We start from the raw sequence: 20,437 nt of genomic DNA, 5'->3' as shown, positions 1-20,437 counted from the left end.
CACGGACACGAGCTGCGTCACCATGGCGACATGGGCAACCGGGCCGCGGGGGCGGCGACGCTGAAACGCTTACGGCACAGCCGTGGTTTCTCCCTGGCCGCAGTCGCGCGGGCGCTCTCGCAGATCGCCGACGCTCTGCATCAGCCGCGTCTGCCCGCCGTGGCGAGCGTCCAACGCTCCGTGGCCCGCTGGGAGTCGGCGACTCCGACGCTGCCCGACGAGCGGTATCAGCTGCTCCTCGCTCACCTCTACGCCCGCACCCCGGCGGGGCAGACGGCCGTAGGAGCCGGGTCCGACCTGGCTGAGCTGCTCGGCGCGCTGCTCGACCTCGGCGAGAGCGAGACCCGTGTCGACCAGCTGCGTACCGCTCTCATCCGTACGGCGACGGACACCGGCGGCATGCTCGCCCTGCTCTCCACGCACGTGCAGGCCGACCTGTCGGCCGCGCTGGTCGACCCGAGCCGGGCGACCGAGGAGACCTCGGCCGGGCTCGCCGCGGTCGTGGCCGACGTCAACGCCCAGGTGGGCTCCGTGCCGATGGTGCGCCTGCAACTCCTGCTCGCACCCGTGATCGACGCATGCCGCCGCCTGCAGGCAGGGCTTCTTCCCGAACCGGTGGCCGGTCATGTCCGGGCGGTCGCCGTCGCGGCCTGCTCCCTGGCCGGTCGACTGGCCTTCGAGAACCGGGACGACAGCGCCTCGCAAGCTCTGTACGCCGAAGCCACCGACCAGGCCGGACAACTCGGCAATGCGTGGCTGCGGGCATCCGTCCACATGAGTCACGCACTCGTGACCCTCTACTCATCACCCCACCTCGCCGATGCCCAGCGGCTCGTCGACCAGGCGGTGCGTGCGGCCGGCTCGGGCGACAGCGTCCAGGTGCGAGCGCGGGCACACGCGCTCCAGGCCGAGATCGCGGCGCGGGCAGGGGCGGAGCGCCAGGCGCAAGCGGCGCTCGGGCTGGCCTGGTACGACATCGAGGGCCGACGCGGTGACGATCCCTCGGGCAGCACCTTCTCGGCGGGGCACCTTCGTGGGTTCGAGGGGGTGTGCCAGCTGTACGTCGGTGACCCCTCGGTTGCCCACGACCGGTTCGCTGATTCGGCGGCCACGCTGACCGCTCCCCGGGAGCAGGTGCAACGCGCGATCGTGAGAACCGACCAGGCCCTTGCCCGCATCAGGATGGGGGATCCTCGGTCGGCCGCCGAGCTGCTGCACGAGTGTGTGCTCGCGGCGGTGGCGACCGGCGGCCGCGTACCCGCGATCCGGTTGCGCCGGGCCCGGGTTGAGCTACGGCCGTGGCGTCGGGAGGACTTCATCGCCGACCTGGACGATCACTTGATGGACGTGCTGGGGGCGTGACGAAAGGCGTACGTCAGCGCTCTCGCTCGTTGAACTGTCCGATCAGTGGCGACAGTTCGAGAAGGCTCTCCGCTCGGAAGGTGGGGAGCCTCCTCGCTTCTTCCGTCTCCCACTGAATCGTGGCCCATGGCCCTCGGTGTACGAGCGCGGTACGCATACCCGCCGCGACGGCCGGCCGCAGATCGTTGTCGACTCGGTCACCGACGTAAAGGATCTCCTCGGGCTCGGCCGGGACGACTTCCGCGACCCGTACGAAGAACTCCGGGTCGGGCTTCGACGCGCCCCAGTCGTCGGACGTACCGATCAGATCGACATCCCGAGCGAACAAGCCTCGCAGAATGCCGCCCGCACGCGTCGTCTGGTTGCCCGCGATTCCGAGCCACAAGCCGTCCGCACGCAGCGCCTTGAGAGAGTCGCGTACGTCCGGGTACAGATCCGAGTCGTCGAAGTGCTCAGGTTGCCCGGCGGCAGCACGGGCCTCTCGCTCGGCATGGAGATCGAACCCCGGTCGGAACACCTGAAACGTCTCGCGGTAGTCCTTGCCCTGAGCGATCACCGCTCCGAACTGCGCGGCAAAGGTGTGCCGAGGAACCCCGAGCCAGTCGGCCCAGGTCCCGTACTCACGGGTTTCGTCGACCAGGCACTCACCGACATCGAACACGACAGCACGAATCATGCTGCGATCGTAGGCGGCGGCCGCGCGTTCGTGAGGGGAAAGGCGCCCTCGTGCGCAGCAAAGCCGTGGCACCTCTGCTCTTCCCCCGAAGCTCGGGTCCCGAGCCTCGAGACTCGGGCTTCGGGACGGCCGACTCACTCTTCCGGGGGTACGTGAACGGGGGCCCGGCCCGAAGCTTGAGACCCGGGATTCGGGCGTCGAGGTGCGAGACCCGAGGTTCGAGCGCCTTCTTTAACCGGTAGGTAGAAGAAGGGGGTTGGGGGAAATCTTCCCTCCCTCCCCACCCCGTCACGGCCAGGAAGTATGACTAATCGTGACAGCTTGCGGCGCAGCGTGACCGCCGCTTACGGTGCGAGAACTAATCGACCCCGACGCGGTGTTGCCACACCAGGCCGGGGTCTCACCGCAAGATCGCACCCTTAAGAAAGACGATCCCGTGGCTACACAGCACATTAGCTCCGCCCTGCCTGCCCCCGCACTCTCCGCCGCGTACCCGATGGCCAATCCCGGGTACGGCAAGCGCTCCGCACCGCAACAACTCCCTCGCACCCGAGAGGATTTCGCCCTCCTGCCGACGCGTGAGCGGTACGTCGCCGGGTTCGTCGACCACCTTCCCGACGGTGCCGCGATGAGCGTCAAGCAGCTGGCCAAACAGCTCCCCCTCTACGGGCAGCAAGCCATCTCCACCGCCCTGAATGCCCTCTCCGTCGCCGGGCACCTCCGCCGCGTACGGTGCTCCGTCACCAACGCGCGCGACGAAACCCGCTGGGTCTTCCGCTCCTTCTGGTCCCGCACCGCACGCGACAACGAGTGGTGGAACACCTACCTCGCCACCGAGAACAGCAGCTCGGCCGCGAGTTCCGCGCCGGACATCCCGGCCCCCGAGGCCACTCCCCCGCCGCCCGCACCGGAAGAATCCCGTACGGAACAGGCCCCCGAAGCCACCGGCGTACCGCAGCAACGCACCCCGGAACAGGCACCGGACACCGCTCCCGCGAAGCCCCGTGCCGTCGAAGCCGGGCCCGCCTACCTCGCCCTCGCCCGCCTCGGCCGCAACGACCACCGGCTCGCCCTCTCCGCCGACGACTGCACCGCCCTCGAAGCGCTGGCAACCGAATGGCTCGACCGGGGCGTCAGCGTCGGCTACCTCACCAGCGCCCTCACCGCAGGGCTCCCCGCCCAGGTCGACTCACCACTCGGCCTCCTCCGGCGTCGTCTCACCGACAAGATGCCGCCCCGGCTGCCCATCAACGAGAACCCCTCACCCGGAAGCCCCGCTCCCACCCGCCGCATCCTCATGGAGTGCACCGACTGTGGTCGGCCCGGCCAGCCCGAAGCCCTTCCCGACGGGCTCTGCCGACCCTGCCGCACAGCCCACCACCCCGACACCCCACCCACCGAAGCCGCCGAGGCCGCCGACGTCAGAGCACGCATGACCAACCTCCGCGACCTGCTGAAATCGGTCTGAGTTGGTCCCATTCGAGTTCGCCGGCAAGGACTCGGGACCCGCCCGACGGGACGCGGCTAGCCTGCACTCCATGGGTGAGGGGGCCGAGAGCAGCGGTGTGGATCGTGGTCACCGTCCGAGCTGGGGTGCCACGCGGTCCTGGGTGGCGAAGAACGGGCTGTCCGAGGCCGAGCGCATCGAGCAGGTCGTGCCGTTGCGTGGTGGTTGGACGTCGGAGATGCGGCGGCTGGATCTCGGTGGGCCGGGTGGGGCGCGTTCGCTCGTTCTGCGGTCCTTCGTCAAGCCCTTCTACGTTCGGCACGCGGAGGGTTTGTTGAACCGGGAGGCCGACATCCTGCGTCTCCTCCGTGATACGGACGTACCTGCCGCCACCCTCGTGGCCGTGGATGCGGCGGCCGAGCACTGCGATCACCCCTCCCTGCTGATGTCCCTGCTGCCGGGGACCCTGCGCCTCGACGATCGTGGTGCCGATGACCGTGCCGACCTGCTGGCGCGGCAGCTCGTGCGTATTCATCGGCTGCCCGTGGCCGCGCATCAGCGCCCTCGGACCTATCAGGCCTGGGCCTCTCCCGAGCGGGTGGTCCTGCCCCCGGCCACCGCCCGGCCCGAGCTCTGGCGGCGGGCCGTCGATGTCATCCGCCGCGAGCCTCCGGAGTATGAAGGGTGCTTTCTGCATCGGGATTTTCATCCGGGGAACGTCCTCTTCTCCGGCACCGGCGACGGTGACCGTGACGGTGACGACCTTCGGATCAGTGGGGTCGTGGACTGGGTGGAGACCTCCTGGGGGCCCGCCGATCTGGACGTGGCGCACTGCTCGACGGCCCTCGCGCTGCTGCACGGGGTTCCGGCGGGGATGCGGTTCGCCGATCGGTACGTCGCCGCCGGAGGGATCTTGGCCGGGGACCCCTCCGACCATCTCTACTGGCGGCTGCTGGACGCACTGGGTTTCGCCCCGGACGGGGAGAAGGTCGCTGTTCCCTGGCGGGAAGTGGGTCGCGTCGATCTGACCGCCGACCTGCTCGCTCAGCGGCTGGAGGGGTACGTCCAGGCCCTCTTCGAGCGTTACGCCTGAACGCTGCCGCGGTGTCCCCGCCGACGCCCTGCGCACAGCAGAGCGCCCGGCCGCCGTACAGAGGATGTACGGGCGGCCGGGCGCTCCGGTCAGGTCGGGGGAAGCGGCATCGGGGGGACAAGCCGCTTCCCCCGGTGAGAACAGGGCCTGCTGGCCGGCCCGCCGCGGTCAGGGGGTATCGCGCGGCGGTGGCCCCACAGGGAGGCCCTGTTCCGGGCCCTTCGGGTCCTGCCTGGTCCCGTTGGGCTCGGTATCCATCGTGCCGCGGGGTGAGGGCTCTGAGGTCCGGCGAAAGACCCCGATGCCGGGGTCGTAGGTCCTTAAAGAGTGCGTCAGTGATCAGGAAGGGTCAGGGAACGGCCAGCGAACGGCCACCGGATACGACCATTCGTGCGGATACAATCGCCCGATCGCACGTGGGGTCGATGGGGAGGCAAGGATTGTGGCCAAGGCAAAGACGATCATCATCTACATATTGGTGGTCTTCGTGCTGTACACGATCATCATGTCTCCGCAGCGGGCCGCCGAGCTGGTCCAGGTAGGGTTCGAGGGCATTTCCACCGCCGCGCAGAGCGTCGGTGACTTCATGTCAGAACTGGTGAAGTAGGAGACCCACGATGATCCGCCACCTGGTCCTCTTCAAGCTGAACGAGGGCGTCGAGCGGGACGACCCGCGGGTCGTCGCCGGGGACCGGGCCTTCCGGGAGCTGGCGGGGCAGGTCCCCGAGCTGGAGTTCTGGGAGTGCGCCTGGAACATCACCGACCGGCCGATCGCGTACGACTACGCCATCAACTCCGCCGTCGCCGACGAGGACGCCCTCAAGCGGTACATCGAGCACCCCGCCCACCAGGCCGCCGCGGGGCAGTGGCGTGAATTCGCCACTTGGGTGATCGCCGACTACCCCTTCTGACCTCCCTCGCGGAGACCGGCCACCCGTTCCCCGTACCGGTTCCGCCCAACCCCTCGCCGTTCCGGCGGGGGGTTTCCTTGTTCCTTTTAAACCCTTATGCCGTCAACACGGCACTATGCGGTGCTTGCACACAGTGGACATGTCTTGTGATGCTATGACCGCTTTTGACGGATGAGTTGACCGTAGTTGACCGCAAAGGGGTGGCGTCACCGTGCCGGCCAGTACAGCGCCTCAAGTGCCTCCCCAGACCGTCCAGACCGTCGAGACCGTCCGGACCGAGGACATCCAGACCGAGACCCCGGACCCCTCGGCTCGGCCCGCCAGGGCCCGCGGCGCCGACACCAGAGCGCTCACCCAGGTCCTCTTCGGCCAGCTCAAGAACCTGGAGCCGGGCACTCCGGAGCACGGCCGGGTCCGGGACGCCCTCATCGAGGCGAACCTCCCCCTCGTGCGCTACGCCGCCGCGCGGTTCCGCAGCCGCAACGAGCCGATGGAGGACGTCGTCCAGGTCGGCACGATCGGTCTGATCAACGCCATCGACCGGTTCGATCCGGAACGCGGGGTCCAGTTCCCGACCTTCGCGATGCCCACCGTCGTCGGCGAGATCAAACGTTACTTTCGCGACAACGTGCGCACCGTCCACGTCCCCCGCCGACTGCACGAACTCTGGGTCCAGGTCACCGGCGCCACCGAGGACCTGACGACCGCCCACGGCCGCTCCCCCACCACCGCCGAGATCGCCGAGCGACTCAAGATCTCCGAGGACGAGGTGCTCGCCTGCATCGAGGCCGGGCGCTCGTACCACGCGACCTCGCTGGAGGCCGCCCAGGAGGGCGACGGGCTGCCCGGACTGCTCGACCGGCTCGGCTACGAGGACCCCGCGCTCGCCGGTGTCGAGCACCGCGATCTCGTACGCCACCTCCTCGTCCAGCTTCCCGAGCGCGAGCAGCGCATCCTCCTCCTGCGCTACTACAGCAACTTGACCCAGTCTCAGATCAGCGCCGAACTCGGCGTCTCCCAGATGCATGTGTCAAGGCTCCTCGCCCGAAGCTTCGCCCGACTGAGATCCGCAAACAGGATCGAGGCGTAACCGGAACGGGTAGACCGTCCACAGAGCAGTTCTGACGGCATAAAAGGGCTACACCCCCTGTTTCCAGGGCGGATTCGGCGCTGACTTGTCGACATGTCACTACAGCGTGTTGCCGACATGTGACATTCTGCTCGAAGCGCGTTTGCCGCAGCCCCGCCTCCGGTATTCAGGTGGAGGCTGCGTTCCTCCGATGGTCGCGGCCACCGCGACCGTCCGCGACCTCAAGGGGGTGGCATGTCCGAAGAACAGGGCAGCTCGAAGGTGCTCACGCTCACGAAGAGCGTGCCGGCACCCGCCGTGCTCACCAGCTCGCCGGAAGCCATCGACACCCGCACGCTGTCCCGCTCCCTGTTCCTGCGGCTCGCCGCGCTCGGCCCCGCCTCGGGGCCCGAGGGAACGGACAGTCCGGAGCGGACCTACGTGCGGGACACACTGATCGAACTGAACCTCCCGCTGGTGCGGTACGCCGCGGCGCGGTTCCGCAGCCGCAACGAACCGATGGAGGACATCGTCCAGGTCGGCACGATCGGCCTGATCAAGGCGATCGACCGGTTCGACTGCGAACGCGGCGTCGAGTTCCCGACGTTCGCGATGCCCACCGTCGTCGGCGAGATCAAACGCTTCTTCCGCGACACCTCCTGGTCCGTGCGGGTCCCCCGCCGTCTCCAGGAGCTGCGGCTCGCGCTGACCAAGACCAGCGACGAGCTCGCGCAGAAGCTCGACCGTTCGCCGACCGTGCCGGAGCTGGCCCGCGCGCTCGGGGTCTCCGAGGAGGACGTGGTCGACGGTCTCGCCGTCGGTAACGCCTACACCGCCTCCTCGCTGGACTCCCCCTCGCCCGAGGACGACGGCGGCGAGGGCTCGCTCGCCGACCGCCTCGGGTACGAGGACTCGGCGCTGGAAGGCGTCGAGTACCGCGAGTCGCTGAAGCCGCTGCTGGCCAAGCTCGCCCCGCGCGAGCGCCAGATCATCATGCTGCGGTTCTTCGCGAACATGACGCAGTCGCAGATCGGCGAGGAGGTCGGCATCTCCCAGATGCACGTCTCCCGGCTGCTCACCCGCACGCTCGCCCAGCTCAGGGAAGGTCTCATCGCCGACTGAGCCGGACGCCGGAAGGCCGAGTGAGCCGGCCCAGCCGGAAAAGCGGTTCACGAGGCTTCATATGTGACGGTGCGTCAGACACACTGACGCGATGCGACGTCAGACATGCGGATCCACCGGCCGCCGAGGCAGCGCCATCGCCGCCTCGGCGGTCGCGCTGTGCCTGGGCACCGGCCTGCTGTCCGGCTGCGGCAGCGGACCGGGCGACGGCTACGTGGCCGTGGGCGCGGCCGCCGAAGGCTCGGACAGCCCCTCGGGCGGGGACGGGCGGCCTTCGGGCGAGGTGACGCTCACGCCCCTCGACGAGAGCGGCGGGGGTGCGGCGAGGGGTGGGGACGATACGTCCCCTTCTTCGGCACCTCCCTCCGGTGCGAACGCCTCGCCGGGCTCCAAGGGCGGCCCCGGGGCCGGTGGCGGGAGCGGGAGCGGGAGCGGGAGCGGTGGGGAGCGTACGGGGGCGGCCGGCGGTCGAGGGGGCGCCGGTGCGGCCGGTTCTCCTGGTACATCCGGCTCTCCCGGCTCTCCCGGCTCGTCAGGTTCATCCGGTGGGGCGGGGGCGAAGCCCTCGACGCCCTCCAAGCCGTCCACGCCCACCGAGCCCTCCACGCCTCCGAAGCCCGGCGGCGGCGGGTCCTCCGGCAGCCCGGAACCTCCCGCCCCGCCCGCGACCCCGGCCGCGCTGACGCTGAGCGCCCCGGAGCGTGCGGCGGCGGACAAGCGGTGGTGCGAGAAGGTGACCGTGGAGTTCCGCAACACCGGCGGCTCCCCGGTGCGTTCGGGGACCGTCACCTTCGCCACGCACATCATCGGCGCCCTCGGCGTCGACTGGGCGACCATCACCTCGTCCCAGCCCCTGCCCGCCCCGATCGCCGCGGGTTCGACGCGCTCGAAGACGTACACCGTCTGCGTGGAGTCCTGGCGGGTCCCGCTGGGCATGCGCGTCGAGACCCAGGACGTCTCCGCCGCGTGGGAGTGATCCGGACAGACGTGGGAGTGATCCGGGCAGACCCGCGGAATCCGGAGGGCCTCAGGCCCGGATTCCGCCGAACCCGTACAGCCCGCTGAAGCCGCCCCGAGACGCACGAAGGCCGCCCGGGGCGGAGCGGGAGCCGGTCGGTCATGGCCCCGCCGTCCGTCCCCCGTGCGGCCGGATCGTGCGGTCGTGCGTGATGTCCTGCGTGAAGTCCTGCGTGATGCCGTGATCAGCTCGGTGCGAGCCGGTCAGCCCAGTGCGAGCCAGGCCACCGCGCCGAGGACGACGACGACCGCGATCACCGCCGCGATCACCCCGACTCTCGGCCCGGACGAGGTCGCCGCGGGCTGCTGCCGACGCTGCGGCTCGCCCTCGTCGACGAAGGCGCGGAACATCTGCGTGCTGCCCGCCGGGTCGTGGTTGCCCTCGGGGCCCGGCTGAGGGGCGTGGGGGTTGTGTGCCATGGGGCAGGACCCTAGCGAACTCGGGCCCCCGGCCCAACCCCCGGGGCCACCCGGAGCACCCCGCTCCACCTGCGGCGGCCCACCCGGGAATCGCCCGGCAACCGCCCGAAGATCGTCCGGAGAGCGCCCGGAGAACGTGCGTGGAGTCGGCGGAGAACGCGCTTGACCTCGACCCTACGGAGGCTTTTGCGTTCCTTTACTTCTGCAAGGCCGTTTTCGTTTGCCTGCAGCAACCAACGGCTTCTATCGTTGCCCTAAGCAACAACATAGTCGTGAGTGTGCTGGGGGTTCCCGTGGCCGCACGGAGTAGTTACGAGGAACTGGCCCGGCAGCTCAGTGCCGTCGGGGCCGTCAAAAGAGGGCTCGCCCGAGCCCTGCCCCCCGAATGTCCCGCGGGATCCGCCGCCGTACTGACCCTCCTGGACCGGCACGGCGAGATGCGGATCAGCCGGCTCGCCGAGCTGCTGTCCGTGGACATGTCGGTGACCAGTCGGCACGTGGCCCATGTGGCCGATCGCGGCTGGATCGAACGGTCTCCGGACCCGGCGGACAAGCGGTCCCGCATCCTGCGGCTGACCCCCGGCGGGCACGAGCAGCTCGGCGAGCTGACCCGGCGGACCACCGAGATGTTCGCCCACAACCTCCAGGACTGGTCCGACGAGGACGTCGGCCGGCTCATCGCGCTGCTGTCCCGGCTGCGCGACAGCTTCGCCTGTCGCGGATCCGGCGGCTGCGCCCCCGGACGTCACACCGGCGAGTGCAGGACCCGCCTCGGCGACGAGGCTCACACCCGTACACCTGTGTAACAGAAGCAAATACGCACGGATAAGGAACTCAATGGCTACGACCACACCCACCGGTGTGCGGGGCGGCCACGCCAAGCACGGAGGGCACGGCGGCGGCAACGCCTCCGGCGCCTCCGACGGCACGCCGATGACACACCGGCAGATCATGGAGGCGCTGACCGGGCTGCTGCTCGGCATGTTCGTCGCGATCCTGTCGTCGACGGTCGTCTCCAACGCCCTGCCCGAGATCATCTCCGACCTCGGCGGCGGCCAGAGCGCCTACACCTGGGTCGTGACGGCCTCGCTGCTGGCCATGACCGCCACCACCCCGCTCTGGGGCAAGCTCTCGGACCTCTTCAGCAAGAAGCTGCTGGTCCAGATAGCCCTGATCATCTACGTCCTGGGCTCGGTCGTCGCCGGTATGTCGACCAGCAGCGGCATGCTCATCGCCTGCCGGGTCGTCCAGGGCATCGGCGTCGGCGGGCTCTCCGCCCTCGCGCAGATCGTCATGGCCGCGATGATCGCCCCGCGCGAGCGCGGCCGCTACAGCGGCTACCTGGGCGCGGTCTTCGCCGTCGCCACCGTCGGCGGTCCGCTGCTCGGCGGCGTCATCACCGACACCAGCTGGATGGGCTGGCGCTGGTGCTTCTACGTCGGCGTGCCCTTCGCGATCATCGCGCTGATCGTGCTCCAGAAGACCCTGAAGCTCCCGGTCGTCAAGCGCGAGGGCGTCAAGGTCGACTGGTCCGGCGCGTTCTTCATCAGCGCCGCCGTCTCGCTGCTGCTGGTCTGGGTGACCTTCGCGGGCGACAAGTACGACTGGCTGTCGTGGCAGACGTACGTGATGGTCGCGGGCTCCGCCCTGCTCGGCCTGATCTTCGTCCTCATCGAGTCGCGCGCCGCCGAACCGATCATTCCGCTGCGCCTCTTCCGTAACCGCACCATCACGCTGGCCTCGATCGCCTCGCTGTTCGTCGGCATCGCGATGTTCGCGGGCACCGTCTTCTTCAGCCAGTACTTCCAGCTGGCGCGCGGCAAGTCGCCGACGATGTCCGGCGTCATGACCATCCCGATGATCGCGGGGCTCTTCCTCTCCTCGACCGTCTCCGGCCAGGTCATCACCAAGACGGGCCGCTGGAAGGCGTGGCTGGTCAGCGGCGGCTTCCTGGTCACGGCCGGGCTGGGGCTGCTGGGCACGATCCGGTACGACACCCCGTACTGGCACGTCGCGATCTTCATGTTCGTCATGGGCCTCGGCATCGGCATGATGATGCAGAACCTGGTCCTCGCCACGCAGAACCAGGTCGCTCCCGAGGACCTCGGTTCCGCGAGCTCCGTCGTCACCTTCTTCCGGTCCCTCGGCGGTGCGATCGGCGTCTCGGCGCTGGGCGCCGTGCTCGGCAACCGCGTCACGCAGTACGTCAAGGACGGCCTCGCCGCCCTCGGTCCCGAGGGCGCCAAGCTCGGCCACGGCGGCACCGGCGGCGGGGGCATCCCCGATCTGGACAAGCTGCCCGAGCCGTTCCGCGTGGTCATGGAGGCCGCGTACGGGCACGGCGTCGGCGACGTCTTCCTGTACGCCGCTCCGTGCGCGCTGATCGCCTTCATCGTGACGATCTTCATCAAGGAGGTCGCGCTGAAGACCAGCGCCGGGAACGACACCCTGGCCGACACCCCGGCCGACGCTCCGGCGGCCGTCGAGGCGGCCGAGGCCCCCGTGCCCGCCGCCGTCGGCGCGGCCGGGCTGGTCTCCGAGGGCGCGGCCGGGGTCACCTCGGTCGACACGGCCGAGGCCGATGCCCACGCCGAGGGCGGCGGTGCCGGTGCCGGTGACGGTGGCTCGTACGAGAACGTGCTCGACACCGTCCAGGGCACTCCCGTGCACGGTGTGGTGCGCGGCGCGGAAGGCGCTCCGGTCGCCCGTGCGGCCGTCACGCTGATCTCGCTGGGCGGCCGTCAGCTCGGGCGTTCGGTCGCCCGGTCCGACGGCGGCTACACCCTCGACGCCCCCGGCTCCGGCAGCTATGTGCTGATCGCCTCCGCCGACGGCTACCAGCCGCAGGCGTCCACGGTGGTCGTCGGCGAGGAGCCGCTGGCCTTCGACATCCTGCTGTCCGGTACGAGCGGGCTGGCCGGAACCGTCAGGGCCGAAGGGTCCGGCACTCCGGTCGACGGCGCGATGGTCATCGTGACCGACGTCCGGGGCGACGTACTGGCCACCGGCACGTCCGGCCCGACCGGTGAGTTCGCCTTCGGCGAGCTGATCCCGGGCTCCGTGACCGTCGCGGTCAACGCGGCCGGCTTCCGTCCGCTGGCGCTGCCGGTGGAGATCGGCGGCCAGGGCGTCACCCGCGTCGAGGTCGCGCTGCGGTCCGGTGCGCTGGTCCAGGGCGTCGTGCGGGCCGGGTCCGCCCGGAGCCCGCTGACCGACGCCCGGGTCACGCTGATCGACGCGGCGGGCAACGTGGTCGCCACCGCGACGACCGGCCAGGACGGGGCGTACGCCTTCACCGACCTGGACACGGGCGAGTACACCGTCATCGCGACCGGCTACCCGCCGGTGGCGGGCTCCCTCACCGTCAGCGGTACGGGAGTCGACGGGCACGACATCGAACTCGCCCACCCGGGTGAGTGATTGATCCCTCGGACGCGGACGCACGTGCACCTATAGGGATGCGCGTACGCACGTGAAGGGATCGCGAAGACCCCTGGTCGGACGGCACTTCCAGCGGAGAGGCTGTCACGACCGGGTGGAATGGGCCCCGGAGGCGGGTACGGCGGGCAGGGGACGGCCTGCCGTGTCCGCCCCGGGGCCCGACTCATTTCCCGACGGCACGGCCGGACGGGTCATCGAGCCAGGGCTTCTAGGAGAGGTACGGATGGGACTTCGCGCACAGGTACGGACGCGGGACGGCTGGGCGGTCCAGCACGCCGTCGTGACGGTCACCGACATGACCGGCGCCCAGGTGCTGCGGGCCGCGGCCGACGAGGACGGGGCGGTCCGCACGGACGGATCCCTGGCGGCCGGCGCGTACACGGTGATCGTCACGGCGGTCGGGTACGCCCCCGCCGCCTCCACCGCCCTCGTCACCGCGAGCGGCCGGATCGAGGGCGGCCAGATCGTGCTGGCCCGCCAGGGCGGGGTGGAGCTGCCGCCGCCGGGCGCCTGGTCGCTGGATCCCGCGCACTCCTCGGTCGGCGCGGTCGCCCAGCACCTGGGGATCTCCAGCGTGCACGGCCGCTTCACCGACTTCGGCGGCCGGATCGAGATCGCCGAGGAGATCGGGAGCTCCCGGGTCGACGCGGTGATCAGGGCGGCCAGCATCGACACCGGCAACGGCATGCGGGACAAGCATCTGCGCTCGCCCGACTTCCTGGACGTGGACCGGTACCCGGAGATCGCCTACAGCTCCACCGGCCTCGCCCCGGCCGGGCCCGACCGCTGGACCGTGCACGGCGAGCTGACGATGCACGGCGTCTCCCGCCCCGTCGACCTGGACCTCAGCTACCTCGGCACCGGGCCCGACCCGTGGGGCGGGGTGCGCGCGGCCTTCCACGCCACCGCCGAACTGCGCCGCGACGACTTCGCGATGAACTACAACCAGGTCGTCCAGGCGGGCATCTCCGCGATCGGCACGACCCTGCGCGTGGAGCTGGACATCCAGGCGGTGCAGGGCGAGGCGCTGCCCGTGCCGTGAACCCCGGCCCGCCTCGCGCCCGGTCGCGCAAGGCGCTGCCCGGCCGGCGGTTCGGCCCGGTCGTAGGGTGGTGGGCATGGCACCGAACATCGCGACCAACACCGCCGTGGAGCTCGACGAGTTGCTGGCGTTCGTACGCCCCCGGCACCGGGCGGTCCTGCTCACCGCCCGGGCCGACGGCCGCCCCCAGGGCTCCCCGCTGACCTGCGGCGTGGACGACTCGGGGCGGATCGTCATGTCGACGTACCCCGAACGCGCCAAGACCCGCAACGCCCGGCGCGACGAACGGGTCAGCGTGATCGTGCTGTCGGACGAGTGGGACGGGCCGTGGGTGCAGATCGACGGTACGGCGGAGGTCATCGACGCCCCGGACTCCGTCGAGCCGCTCGTCGAGTACTTCCGGAACATCTCGGGCGAGCATCCGGACTGGGACGAGTACCGGGCGGCGATGGTGAAGCAGGGCAAGTCGATCATCCGGGTCACCCCGGAGCGCTGGGGCCCCGTCGCCACCGGCGGCTTCCCGGCCCGCCTGGCCCCGGGGAACTGACCCCGCGATGACCACGACGCCGCTGCCCCCGCCCGACGAACTCGCGCGGGCCCGGCTGCTGGTCGCGCCCTCGCTGGACGGCGGCCTGGTCCAGGAGCTGGAGCGGGTCGCCGGCCGCGCGGCGGAACCCCTGACGGACGTCCCGCCGTCGCCGTCCGGCGTACCGCTTCTATGCGTGGGCGAGACGCTGCCCGACGCGCTGCGGACGGACCGGCTGCTCTGGTTCCACAGCGTCAACGCGGGCACGGACCCGCTGCTCTCCGCCGGTCCCTGGCCCGCCCCGGCGCTGCTGACCAGGACCGTGGGCCGGATGGGCGAGCGGATGGCCCAGTACGTCCTGGGCTGGATGCTCGCCGAGTGCCAGGCCGTACCGGAGTTCACCGCCCAGCACGCCCGCGCGCACTGGGAGCGCCTGCCCACGGAGCTCATCGCCGGGCAGACCGCGCTGATCTACGGGACCGGCCGCATCGGCGCGGCCGTGGGGCGGCTGCTGGGGGCTTGCGGGGTACGCACGGTGGGCGTCGCCCGCACGACACGGTCCGGGCCGCCGCCGGACTCCGGACGGGTGGTGTTGGGCTCCGCTTCGGAGGCGCCGGACTCCGGGCGGGTGGCGCCGGACTCCGCCTCGGTGGCGCCGGGCTCCGGACGGGTGGTGCCGGGCTTCGATCTGGTCGTCGGGGCCGGTGAGGACGGCGGGGCGCTGGCCGAGGCCCGCTGGGTGATCTCCACGCTGCCGTTGACCCCGGCCACCGAGGGCTTCTTCGGGGCCGCCCGGTTCGCGGCGGTGCGCGGGGCGACGTTCGTCAACGTGGGGCGGGGCGCGACCGTGGACATGGGGGCGCTGGAGGGCGCGCTGCGGGACGGCCGGGTGCGGCGGGCGGTCCTGGACGTGCTGCCGACGGAACCGGCCGCGCCCGACGACCCGGTGTGGAGGCTGCCCCGTACGGTCATCACCTCGCACTCCTCGGGCATCACCGCCGACGAGGACGTGGCCGTGGACTTCGCCGCCTGCTGGAAGGCCGTGACGGCGGGCCGGCGGCCCGCGCTGACGGTGGACGTGGGGCGCGGCTACTGAACGTGCGGGGGCCGGTTCACGGTGAAGGGGTGCCGGTGCCGGTCCGGGCGCTCATCGTCTCGATGCCCGCGATCAGCAGGTCCAGCGCGAAGACGAAGTCCCGCTCGCGCATCTCCTCGACGGTGTCGCCGCCCCGGGCCGCCATGATGTCGTCGGAGTACACGGCGATCTCCCGCATGTGCGGCTGGGCCCTGATCGTGCCCATCGCCCGCTGGTGGTACTCGTCCTGCGTGAGCCCGGTCGCGTCGCAGCGCGCCTTGAAGTGGCCCTCGACGGTGCCGAATCCGTACACGAACTGGAAGACCGCCGAGAGCGCGCCCGTCTGCCGCTCCAGAGGCAGGCCGGTGGCCCGGACGATGTCCTGGACGGCGTACGAGAACAGCATGGAGTTCGGGCCGATGTTGAGGAACGTCCCGGCCAGCGGCGAGATCCAGATGTGGCGGACGAGGAGTTCGCGGTAGCTGCGGGCCAGGTCCCGCAGCCGGTCCCGCCAGTCGTCGGCCTCGCGGGGCGGGGCGATCTCGGCGTAGACGGAATCGAGCGCCAGCTCCAGGAGGTCGTCCTTGGTGTCGACGTACCAGTAGAGGGACATCGCGGTGACGTCCAGTTCGGCGGCGAGCCGGCGCATGGAGAACTTGGCGAGGCCGTCGGCGTCCAGCAGCCGTACCGACGCCTCGGTGATGCGGTTGCGGTCCAGGCCCGCCGGGGACTCCGACCTGCGGGAGCGCGAAGGCGTCCGCCGGTCCAGCCACACACTGGTCCGTACGGTGTCGGGCGCGCGGTCGGCCCCGGAAGTCGACTTGGCCCCGGACGCCGACTCGGAATCGGGCCCGGACGCCTCAGGCCCGGATGCTGACTCGGACTCAGGCTCGGTACCGGAACCGGAACCGGACGCGGACACCATGGCGCACTCTCCTCGTCAATCTCGGACCGGCCCACCGAGCCGTCCTGCCGGAAGGGCGGCGTACCGGACGCCTACGGTCCGGTACGCGCGTCCCGTCCGATGCTATGCCGCCGGTCCCGTCGAGTCTGCCCGGTCCCCGGCCTTCTTCAGCCGATCGCCCTGCTCAGAAGGGTCGTCCCGCTCGGCGGCGACGCCCTGCTCGGCGGGGGCGGGGCTCTCCGCCCCGGCGGCCGGCGTACCGGAACCCGTCCCGGCCACCCCGGCCGCCGCCTCCACCCGCTCGGCCCGGCGCAGCAGGAACGCGGCGAGCAGACCGCCCGCCAGCACCGCGACCGCGCCCACCAGTTGGCTGACCTCAAGGCCCGAGGAGAAGGCGTCCTTGATCTGCTCCCGGGCGGCGGGCCCGTCCGCGGCGGCCAGGGCCGCGGGCAGCGAGGTGGCGCCGACGGCGGCCGGTACGAGCGCGGAGAAGCGGGCGTTCAGCACGGCGCCGAGCACCGCGACCCCGAGCCCGTTGCCGAACTCCGCGAGCGTGCCGTTGACCCCCGCGCCCACCCCGGCCTTCTCCGGCGGGATGGCGCTCATGATGGCGTTGGCCATCGCGGGCATCGCCAGCGCGATCCCCACCCCCATCACGAGCAGGCCGAGCAGCATCCCGCCGTACCCGTGCCGCCCGAGCAGCGCGATGGCGGCGAGCCCGGCCGCCAGGCAGCTCATCCCCACCGCGATGACGGCGGGCGTCCCGGCCTTCCGCACCATGCGGGCGCCCAGTCCCGCCAGGTTGAGGACGACCACGGTCAGCGCCATCGGGGCCGTCCGCAGCCCCGCCTCCAACGGCCCGTACCCGAGCACGAACTGGAGGTGCTGGGTGAGCAGGAAGAGCGAGCCGGTCATCCCGAAGGCGACCAGGAGCGCGCCCGCCACCGCACCGACGAACTTCTGGTTCCGGAAGAAGTGCATGTCGAGCATCGGGTACGGGATGTGCAGCTCCCACAGCACGAACCCGGTCAGCACGGCGGCGCCGATGAACGCCGTCAGCAGCACCCGGCCGGACGTCCAGCCGTGCTCGGGCCCGGAGATGATCGCGAAGACCACGGCGGTCATACCGATCGTGGAGAGCAGCGCGCCCAGCAGGTCGGGCCGGTCGCCCTGCACGACCCTGGACTCCGGTACGAGCCGGGCGACGGCGATCAGGCCGATCAGGGCGACCGGGATGTTGATGAGGAAGATCGCGCCCCACCAGAAGTGGTCGAGGACGAACCCGCCGAACAGCGGGCCCGCCGCGAAACCGAGGGAGGCGACGGTGGACCAGATGCCGATCGCCTTGACCCGCTCGGTCTCGTCGAAGATCTGGACCACGACGGCGAGCGTGGTGGTGAGCAGCAGCGCGCCGCCGATGCCCATCCCGGCGCGGGCCGCGATGAGCTGGCCGGAGGACTGGGCGAGCCCGGCCACCAGCGAGCCGACGCCGAACAGGGCGAGGCCCACCATCAGCATCTTCTTCCGCCCGTAGCGGTCGGCCGAGCTGCCCGCGGTGAGCAGCAGGCCCGCCTGGACGAGCGAGTAGGCGTTGATCATCCACTGCACATCGGCGGTGGAGGCGTTCAGCTCCGTGGTGAGGGAGGGGATCGCGACGTTGAGGACGGTGTTGTCGAGCAGCACCGTGAGCTGGGCCAGGCAGATGACGCCGAGGATCAGCCAGCGTTGCGGATGTCCCTGGGGGGAGAGGTCGTTTCGCTCTGCGGCGGGCGCCGTCATGCGGGCTCCTTGGGCTCCATGGGTCGACCGGAGCGTGATCGCGCGACCGGTGGCTGTACGGCGTACAGGACTATGTGTTGTACACCGTAAGGCAGCCCTGTACGGCGTACAAGTCGATTTCCGTGGGGTCGGGCCCGTCGCGCCGCCGGGACCCGGAGGGCGGCCCGGCGGTACGGTTCTCGACGCTGACCTGACAAAGTGCGTGATTTTCGGCCGTTCGGCCGTTTGGAGGGCCATGTCTCTGCGTCGCCGTTCCGCTCGATTCCCTCAACTACTCCTCGCCGCCTCGCTCTTGGGCGCACTCCTCGCACCGCCCGCAGCCGCCGCGTCGGCCCATCGCTCCCCCTCGGGCGGGTCCGGCGCGGGTCTGCCGCTGCGGGTCGCCACGTACAACATCCACGCCGGGGCGGGCATGGACGGCGTCTTCGACCTCGACCGCCAGACCGCCGAACTCCGTTCCCTGGACGCCGATGTGATCGGCCTTCAGGAGGTCGACCGGCACTGGGGCGCCCGCAGTGAGTGGCGGGATCTCGCGGGAGAGCTGGCGCGCCGGCTGCGTATGCATGTCTCCTTCGCGCCGATCTACAGCCTGGACCCGGCCGAACCGGGCGGGCCCCGCGCGGAGTACGGGGTCGCCGTGCTCTCCCGGCACCGGATCGTGAGCGCCGAGAACCACGAGATCACCCGCCTCTCGACCCAGGACCCGAACCCGGTCCCGGCCCCCGCCCCGGGGTTCGGCGAGGTCGTCGTACAGGTGCGGGGGCTGCCCGTGCATGTGTACGTGACCCACCTCGACTACCGCCCGGACCCCGCCGTCCGCGTCGCCCAGGTCGCCGACACCCGGCGGATCATGGCCGAGGACCGGGGCCCGCGGATCCTGCTCGGCGACTTCAACGCGGAGCCCGCCGCCCCCGAACTGGCCCCGCTGTGGCGGGAGCTGACCGACGCGGACCCGGGTGCGCCCACCTTCCCGGCGGAGGACCCGGTCAAGCGGATCGACTTCGTGGCGGTGTCGAAGGACGGAGCCGGGGTGCGGAGGGCGTGGGTGCCGGAGAGCGTCGCCTCGGACCACCGGGCAGTGGTGGCGGACCTGTTGGTACGCGGGAGGGGACGCGGCCGATGAGTCCGGAGCCGTCCGGAAGTCTTCACCTTCGGCAGCTCGGGCGACCTGGTCGGCCTGGGCGGCTCCGGCAGCCCGGGGGCTTCGGCGGCTTCGGCGGCTTCGGCGGCTTCGGCGGCTTCGGCGGCTTCGGCGGCTTCGGCATTTTGAGCCTGAAAGCCTCCTTTTACGGCCGGAGTGCGTCTTCCTGCCCGAGGGCGGGCCCAGAGCTCCGAGAGAACACGCGGTACCGGACGAAGGACGACGACGACCATGACCACCTCCACCACCCTGCACGAACTGCTGGACACCCACATCGCCGAAGGGTCGATGCCGGGCGCGGTGGCGCTGGTCGCCCGGGGCAAACGGACAGAGGTGGTGTCGGCCGGTACGACCGGACTCGCCGGGTCCGCGCCGATGCGGCGGGACTCGATCTTCCGCATCGCCTCGATCACCAAACCCGTCGTGGCGGCGGCCGCAATGACGCTCGTCGAGGACGGCCTGATCGCCCCCGCCGACCCGGTCGCGGCCTGGCTGCCCGAGCTGGCCTCGCCGCTGGTCGTCCGGACGCCCGAAAGCCCGGTCGACGACGTGGTGTCGGCGGTCCGCCCGATCACCCTGCTGGACCTGCTGACCTTCCGCGCCGGCTACGGCTTCCCGTCGGACTTCTCGCTCCCGGCCGTCGCCCCGCTGTTCGCGGAGCTGAGCCAGGGGCCGCCGGAGCCGCAGGCCGGCCTCGCGCCGGACGCCTGGATGGCCGCGCTGTCCCGTGTCCCGCTGCTGCACCAGCCGGGCGACGGCTGGCTCTACAACACGTGTTCCGACATCCTCGGGGTCCTCATCGCCCGGGTCGCCGACCGCCCGCTGCCCGCGTATCTGGCGGAGCGGATCTTCGAACCCCTCGGCATGAAGGACACCGGGTTCTGGGTGGAGCCCGCCGCGCTGGACCGGTTCACGAGCTCCTACCGGGCCGGGGCGGACGGCACAGGCGATCCGGTGCTCGCCGACGCCCCGGACGGGCAGTGGAGCAGCCCGCCCGCCTTCCCGTCCGGCGCCGGGGGCCTGGTCTCGACCGTCGACGACTGGTACGCCTTCGGCCGGATGCTGCTCGCCGGGGGCCTGAACGACGACGGCGACCGGGTGCTGGCCGGCGAGTCGGTCCGCCAGATGATCACCGACCACCTGACCCCGGAGCAGCGCGCCGCGAGCGGGCTGTTCACGGAGGGCCAGGGCTGGGGGTTCGGCGGCGCGGTGGACGTCGAGATCGCCGCCCCGTGGAACGTCCTCGGCCGCTACGGCTGGGTCGGCGGCACCGGCACCACGGCCCACATCATCCCGGCCACGGGCACGGTCGCCGTCCTGCTGACCCAGATGGCGATGTCCGGGCCCACCACACCGCGGGTGATGCGGGACTTCTGGACGTACGCGGCCGGGTTCTGAGCCCGGCCGCGCAC

19 protein-coding genes are annotated in these 20,437 nt (G+C 71.2%); 15 read left to right on the top strand and 4 right to left on the bottom strand.

Annotated elements, in window-relative coordinates; translation table 11 throughout:
• The first annotated feature begins 30 nt into the window (after positions 1 to 30).
• Positions 31 to 1,362 carry a hypothetical protein gene (locus ACSMXR_RS18750; protein ID WP_473169464.1) on the top strand — a complete coding sequence of 444 codons (1,332 nt, stop codon included), beginning with the start codon at positions 31 to 33 and terminating at the stop codon, positions 1,360 to 1,362.
• A 13-nt stretch (positions 1,363 to 1,375) separates the two neighbouring features.
• On the opposite strand, the gene ACSMXR_RS18745 is transcribed toward ACSMXR_RS18750, so the two are convergent.
• Positions 1,376 to 2,038 carry an HAD family hydrolase gene (locus tag ACSMXR_RS18745; RefSeq protein WP_473169463.1) on the bottom strand — a complete coding sequence of 221 codons (663 nt, stop codon included), beginning with the start codon at positions 2,036 to 2,038 and terminating at the stop codon, positions 1,376 to 1,378.
• A 496-nt stretch (positions 2,039 to 2,534) separates the two neighbouring features.
• On the opposite strand from ACSMXR_RS18745, the gene ACSMXR_RS18740 reads away from it, so the two are divergent.
• The 7 genes from ACSMXR_RS18740 to ACSMXR_RS18710 all read left to right on the top strand — a co-directional run bounded on the left by ACSMXR_RS18740 (position 2,535) and on the right by ACSMXR_RS18710 (position 8,656).
• Positions 2,535 to 3,506 (top strand): MarR family transcriptional regulator, encoded by a 972-nt coding sequence (locus tag ACSMXR_RS18740; RefSeq protein ID WP_473169462.1) that lies wholly within the window; start codon positions 2,535 to 2,537, stop codon positions 3,504 to 3,506.
• A 70-nt stretch (positions 3,507 to 3,576) separates the two neighbouring features.
• Positions 3,577 to 4,578 carry a phosphotransferase family protein gene (locus tag ACSMXR_RS18735; RefSeq protein ID WP_473169461.1) on the top strand — a complete coding sequence of 334 codons (1,002 nt, stop codon included), beginning with the start codon at positions 3,577 to 3,579 and terminating at the stop codon, positions 4,576 to 4,578.
• A 442-nt stretch (positions 4,579 to 5,020) separates the two neighbouring features.
• Complete coding sequence (locus tag ACSMXR_RS18730) at positions 5,021 to 5,185, top strand: hypothetical protein (protein ID WP_007446295.1); 165 nt, start codon at positions 5,021 to 5,023, stop codon at positions 5,183 to 5,185.
• A gap of 10 nt (positions 5,186 to 5,195) precedes the next feature.
• The gene (locus ACSMXR_RS18725; protein WP_015610041.1) at positions 5,196 to 5,489 is read left to right on the top strand and encodes a Dabb family protein; all 294 of its coding nucleotides are present in this window, start codon (positions 5,196 to 5,198) and stop codon (positions 5,487 to 5,489) included.
• Positions 5,490 to 5,724: 235 nt separating this feature from the next.
• Entirely contained in the window at positions 5,725 to 6,579 is an 855-nt protein-coding gene (locus tag ACSMXR_RS18720) for an RNA polymerase sigma factor SigF (RefSeq protein ID WP_376184979.1), read from the top strand.
• Positions 6,580 to 6,813: 234 nt separating this feature from the next.
• Positions 6,814 to 7,680 (top strand): RNA polymerase sigma factor SigF, encoded by an 867-nt coding sequence (locus ACSMXR_RS18715; protein ID WP_018958648.1) that lies wholly within the window; start codon positions 6,814 to 6,816, stop codon positions 7,678 to 7,680.
• A 91-nt stretch (positions 7,681 to 7,771) separates the two neighbouring features.
• Entirely contained in the window at positions 7,772 to 8,656 is an 885-nt protein-coding gene (locus ACSMXR_RS18710) for a hypothetical protein (protein ID WP_473169460.1), read from the top strand.
• A 245-nt stretch (positions 8,657 to 8,901) separates the two neighbouring features.
• On the opposite strand, the gene ACSMXR_RS18705 is transcribed toward ACSMXR_RS18710, so the two are convergent.
• Positions 8,902 to 9,117, bottom strand: coding sequence for a hypothetical protein (locus ACSMXR_RS18705; RefSeq protein WP_030077455.1), 216 nt, complete (start codon positions 9,115 to 9,117; stop codon positions 8,902 to 8,904).
• A 293-nt stretch (positions 9,118 to 9,410) separates the two neighbouring features.
• Between ACSMXR_RS18705 and ACSMXR_RS18700 the strand changes: the two genes are divergently transcribed.
• From ACSMXR_RS18700 to ACSMXR_RS18680, 5 genes are all read left to right on the top strand, one after another.
• Positions 9,411 to 9,923 (top strand): MarR family winged helix-turn-helix transcriptional regulator, encoded by a 513-nt coding sequence (locus ACSMXR_RS18700; RefSeq protein WP_030077454.1) that lies wholly within the window; start codon positions 9,411 to 9,413, stop codon positions 9,921 to 9,923.
• 127 nt (positions 9,924 to 10,050) lie between these two features.
• Entirely contained in the window at positions 10,051 to 12,537 is a 2,487-nt protein-coding gene (locus ACSMXR_RS18695; RefSeq protein ID WP_473172399.1) for an MFS transporter, read from the top strand.
• 244 nt (positions 12,538 to 12,781) lie between these two features.
• The gene (locus tag ACSMXR_RS18690) at positions 12,782 to 13,600 is read left to right on the top strand and encodes a YceI family protein (protein ID WP_103510854.1); all 819 of its coding nucleotides are present in this window, start codon (positions 12,782 to 12,784) and stop codon (positions 13,598 to 13,600) included.
• A 76-nt stretch (positions 13,601 to 13,676) separates the two neighbouring features.
• Complete coding sequence (locus tag ACSMXR_RS18685) at positions 13,677 to 14,147, top strand: PPOX class F420-dependent oxidoreductase (RefSeq protein ID WP_137229598.1); 471 nt, start codon at positions 13,677 to 13,679, stop codon at positions 14,145 to 14,147.
• A gap of 7 nt (positions 14,148 to 14,154) precedes the next feature.
• Positions 14,155 to 15,222, top strand: a complete 1,068-nt coding sequence (locus ACSMXR_RS18680) for an NAD(P)-dependent oxidoreductase (RefSeq protein WP_473169459.1) — start codon at positions 14,155 to 14,157, stop codon at positions 15,220 to 15,222.
• Positions 15,223 to 15,238: 16 nt separating this feature from the next.
• Here ACSMXR_RS18680 and ACSMXR_RS18675 read toward each other — a convergent pair whose 3' ends face one another.
• On the bottom strand, positions 15,239 to 16,126 hold the full coding sequence (locus ACSMXR_RS18675) for a TetR/AcrR family transcriptional regulator C-terminal domain-containing protein (protein ID WP_473169458.1): 888 nt from the start codon (positions 16,124 to 16,126) through the stop codon (positions 15,239 to 15,241).
• Positions 16,127 to 16,228: 102 nt separating this feature from the next.
• Positions 16,229 to 17,884 carry an MFS transporter gene (locus tag ACSMXR_RS18670; protein ID WP_473169457.1) on the bottom strand — a complete coding sequence of 552 codons (1,656 nt, stop codon included), beginning with the start codon at positions 17,882 to 17,884 and terminating at the stop codon, positions 16,229 to 16,231.
• Positions 17,885 to 18,119: 235 nt separating this feature from the next.
• Here ACSMXR_RS18670 and ACSMXR_RS18665 point away from each other — a divergent pair, with 235 nt between their 5' ends.
• Positions 18,120 to 19,007, top strand: a complete 888-nt coding sequence (locus ACSMXR_RS18665; RefSeq protein ID WP_473169456.1) for an endonuclease/exonuclease/phosphatase family protein — start codon at positions 18,120 to 18,122, stop codon at positions 19,005 to 19,007.
• A gap of 249 nt (positions 19,008 to 19,256) precedes the next feature.
• Positions 19,257 to 20,423, top strand: a complete 1,167-nt coding sequence (locus ACSMXR_RS18660) for a serine hydrolase domain-containing protein (protein ID WP_473169455.1) — start codon at positions 19,257 to 19,259, stop codon at positions 20,421 to 20,423.
• Positions 20,424 to 20,437 lie beyond the last annotated feature (14 nt).

The organism is Streptomyces sp. DSM 106670 (genome assembly GCF_055792845.1).
This window is presented reverse-complemented; position numbering and strand designations above follow the sequence as displayed.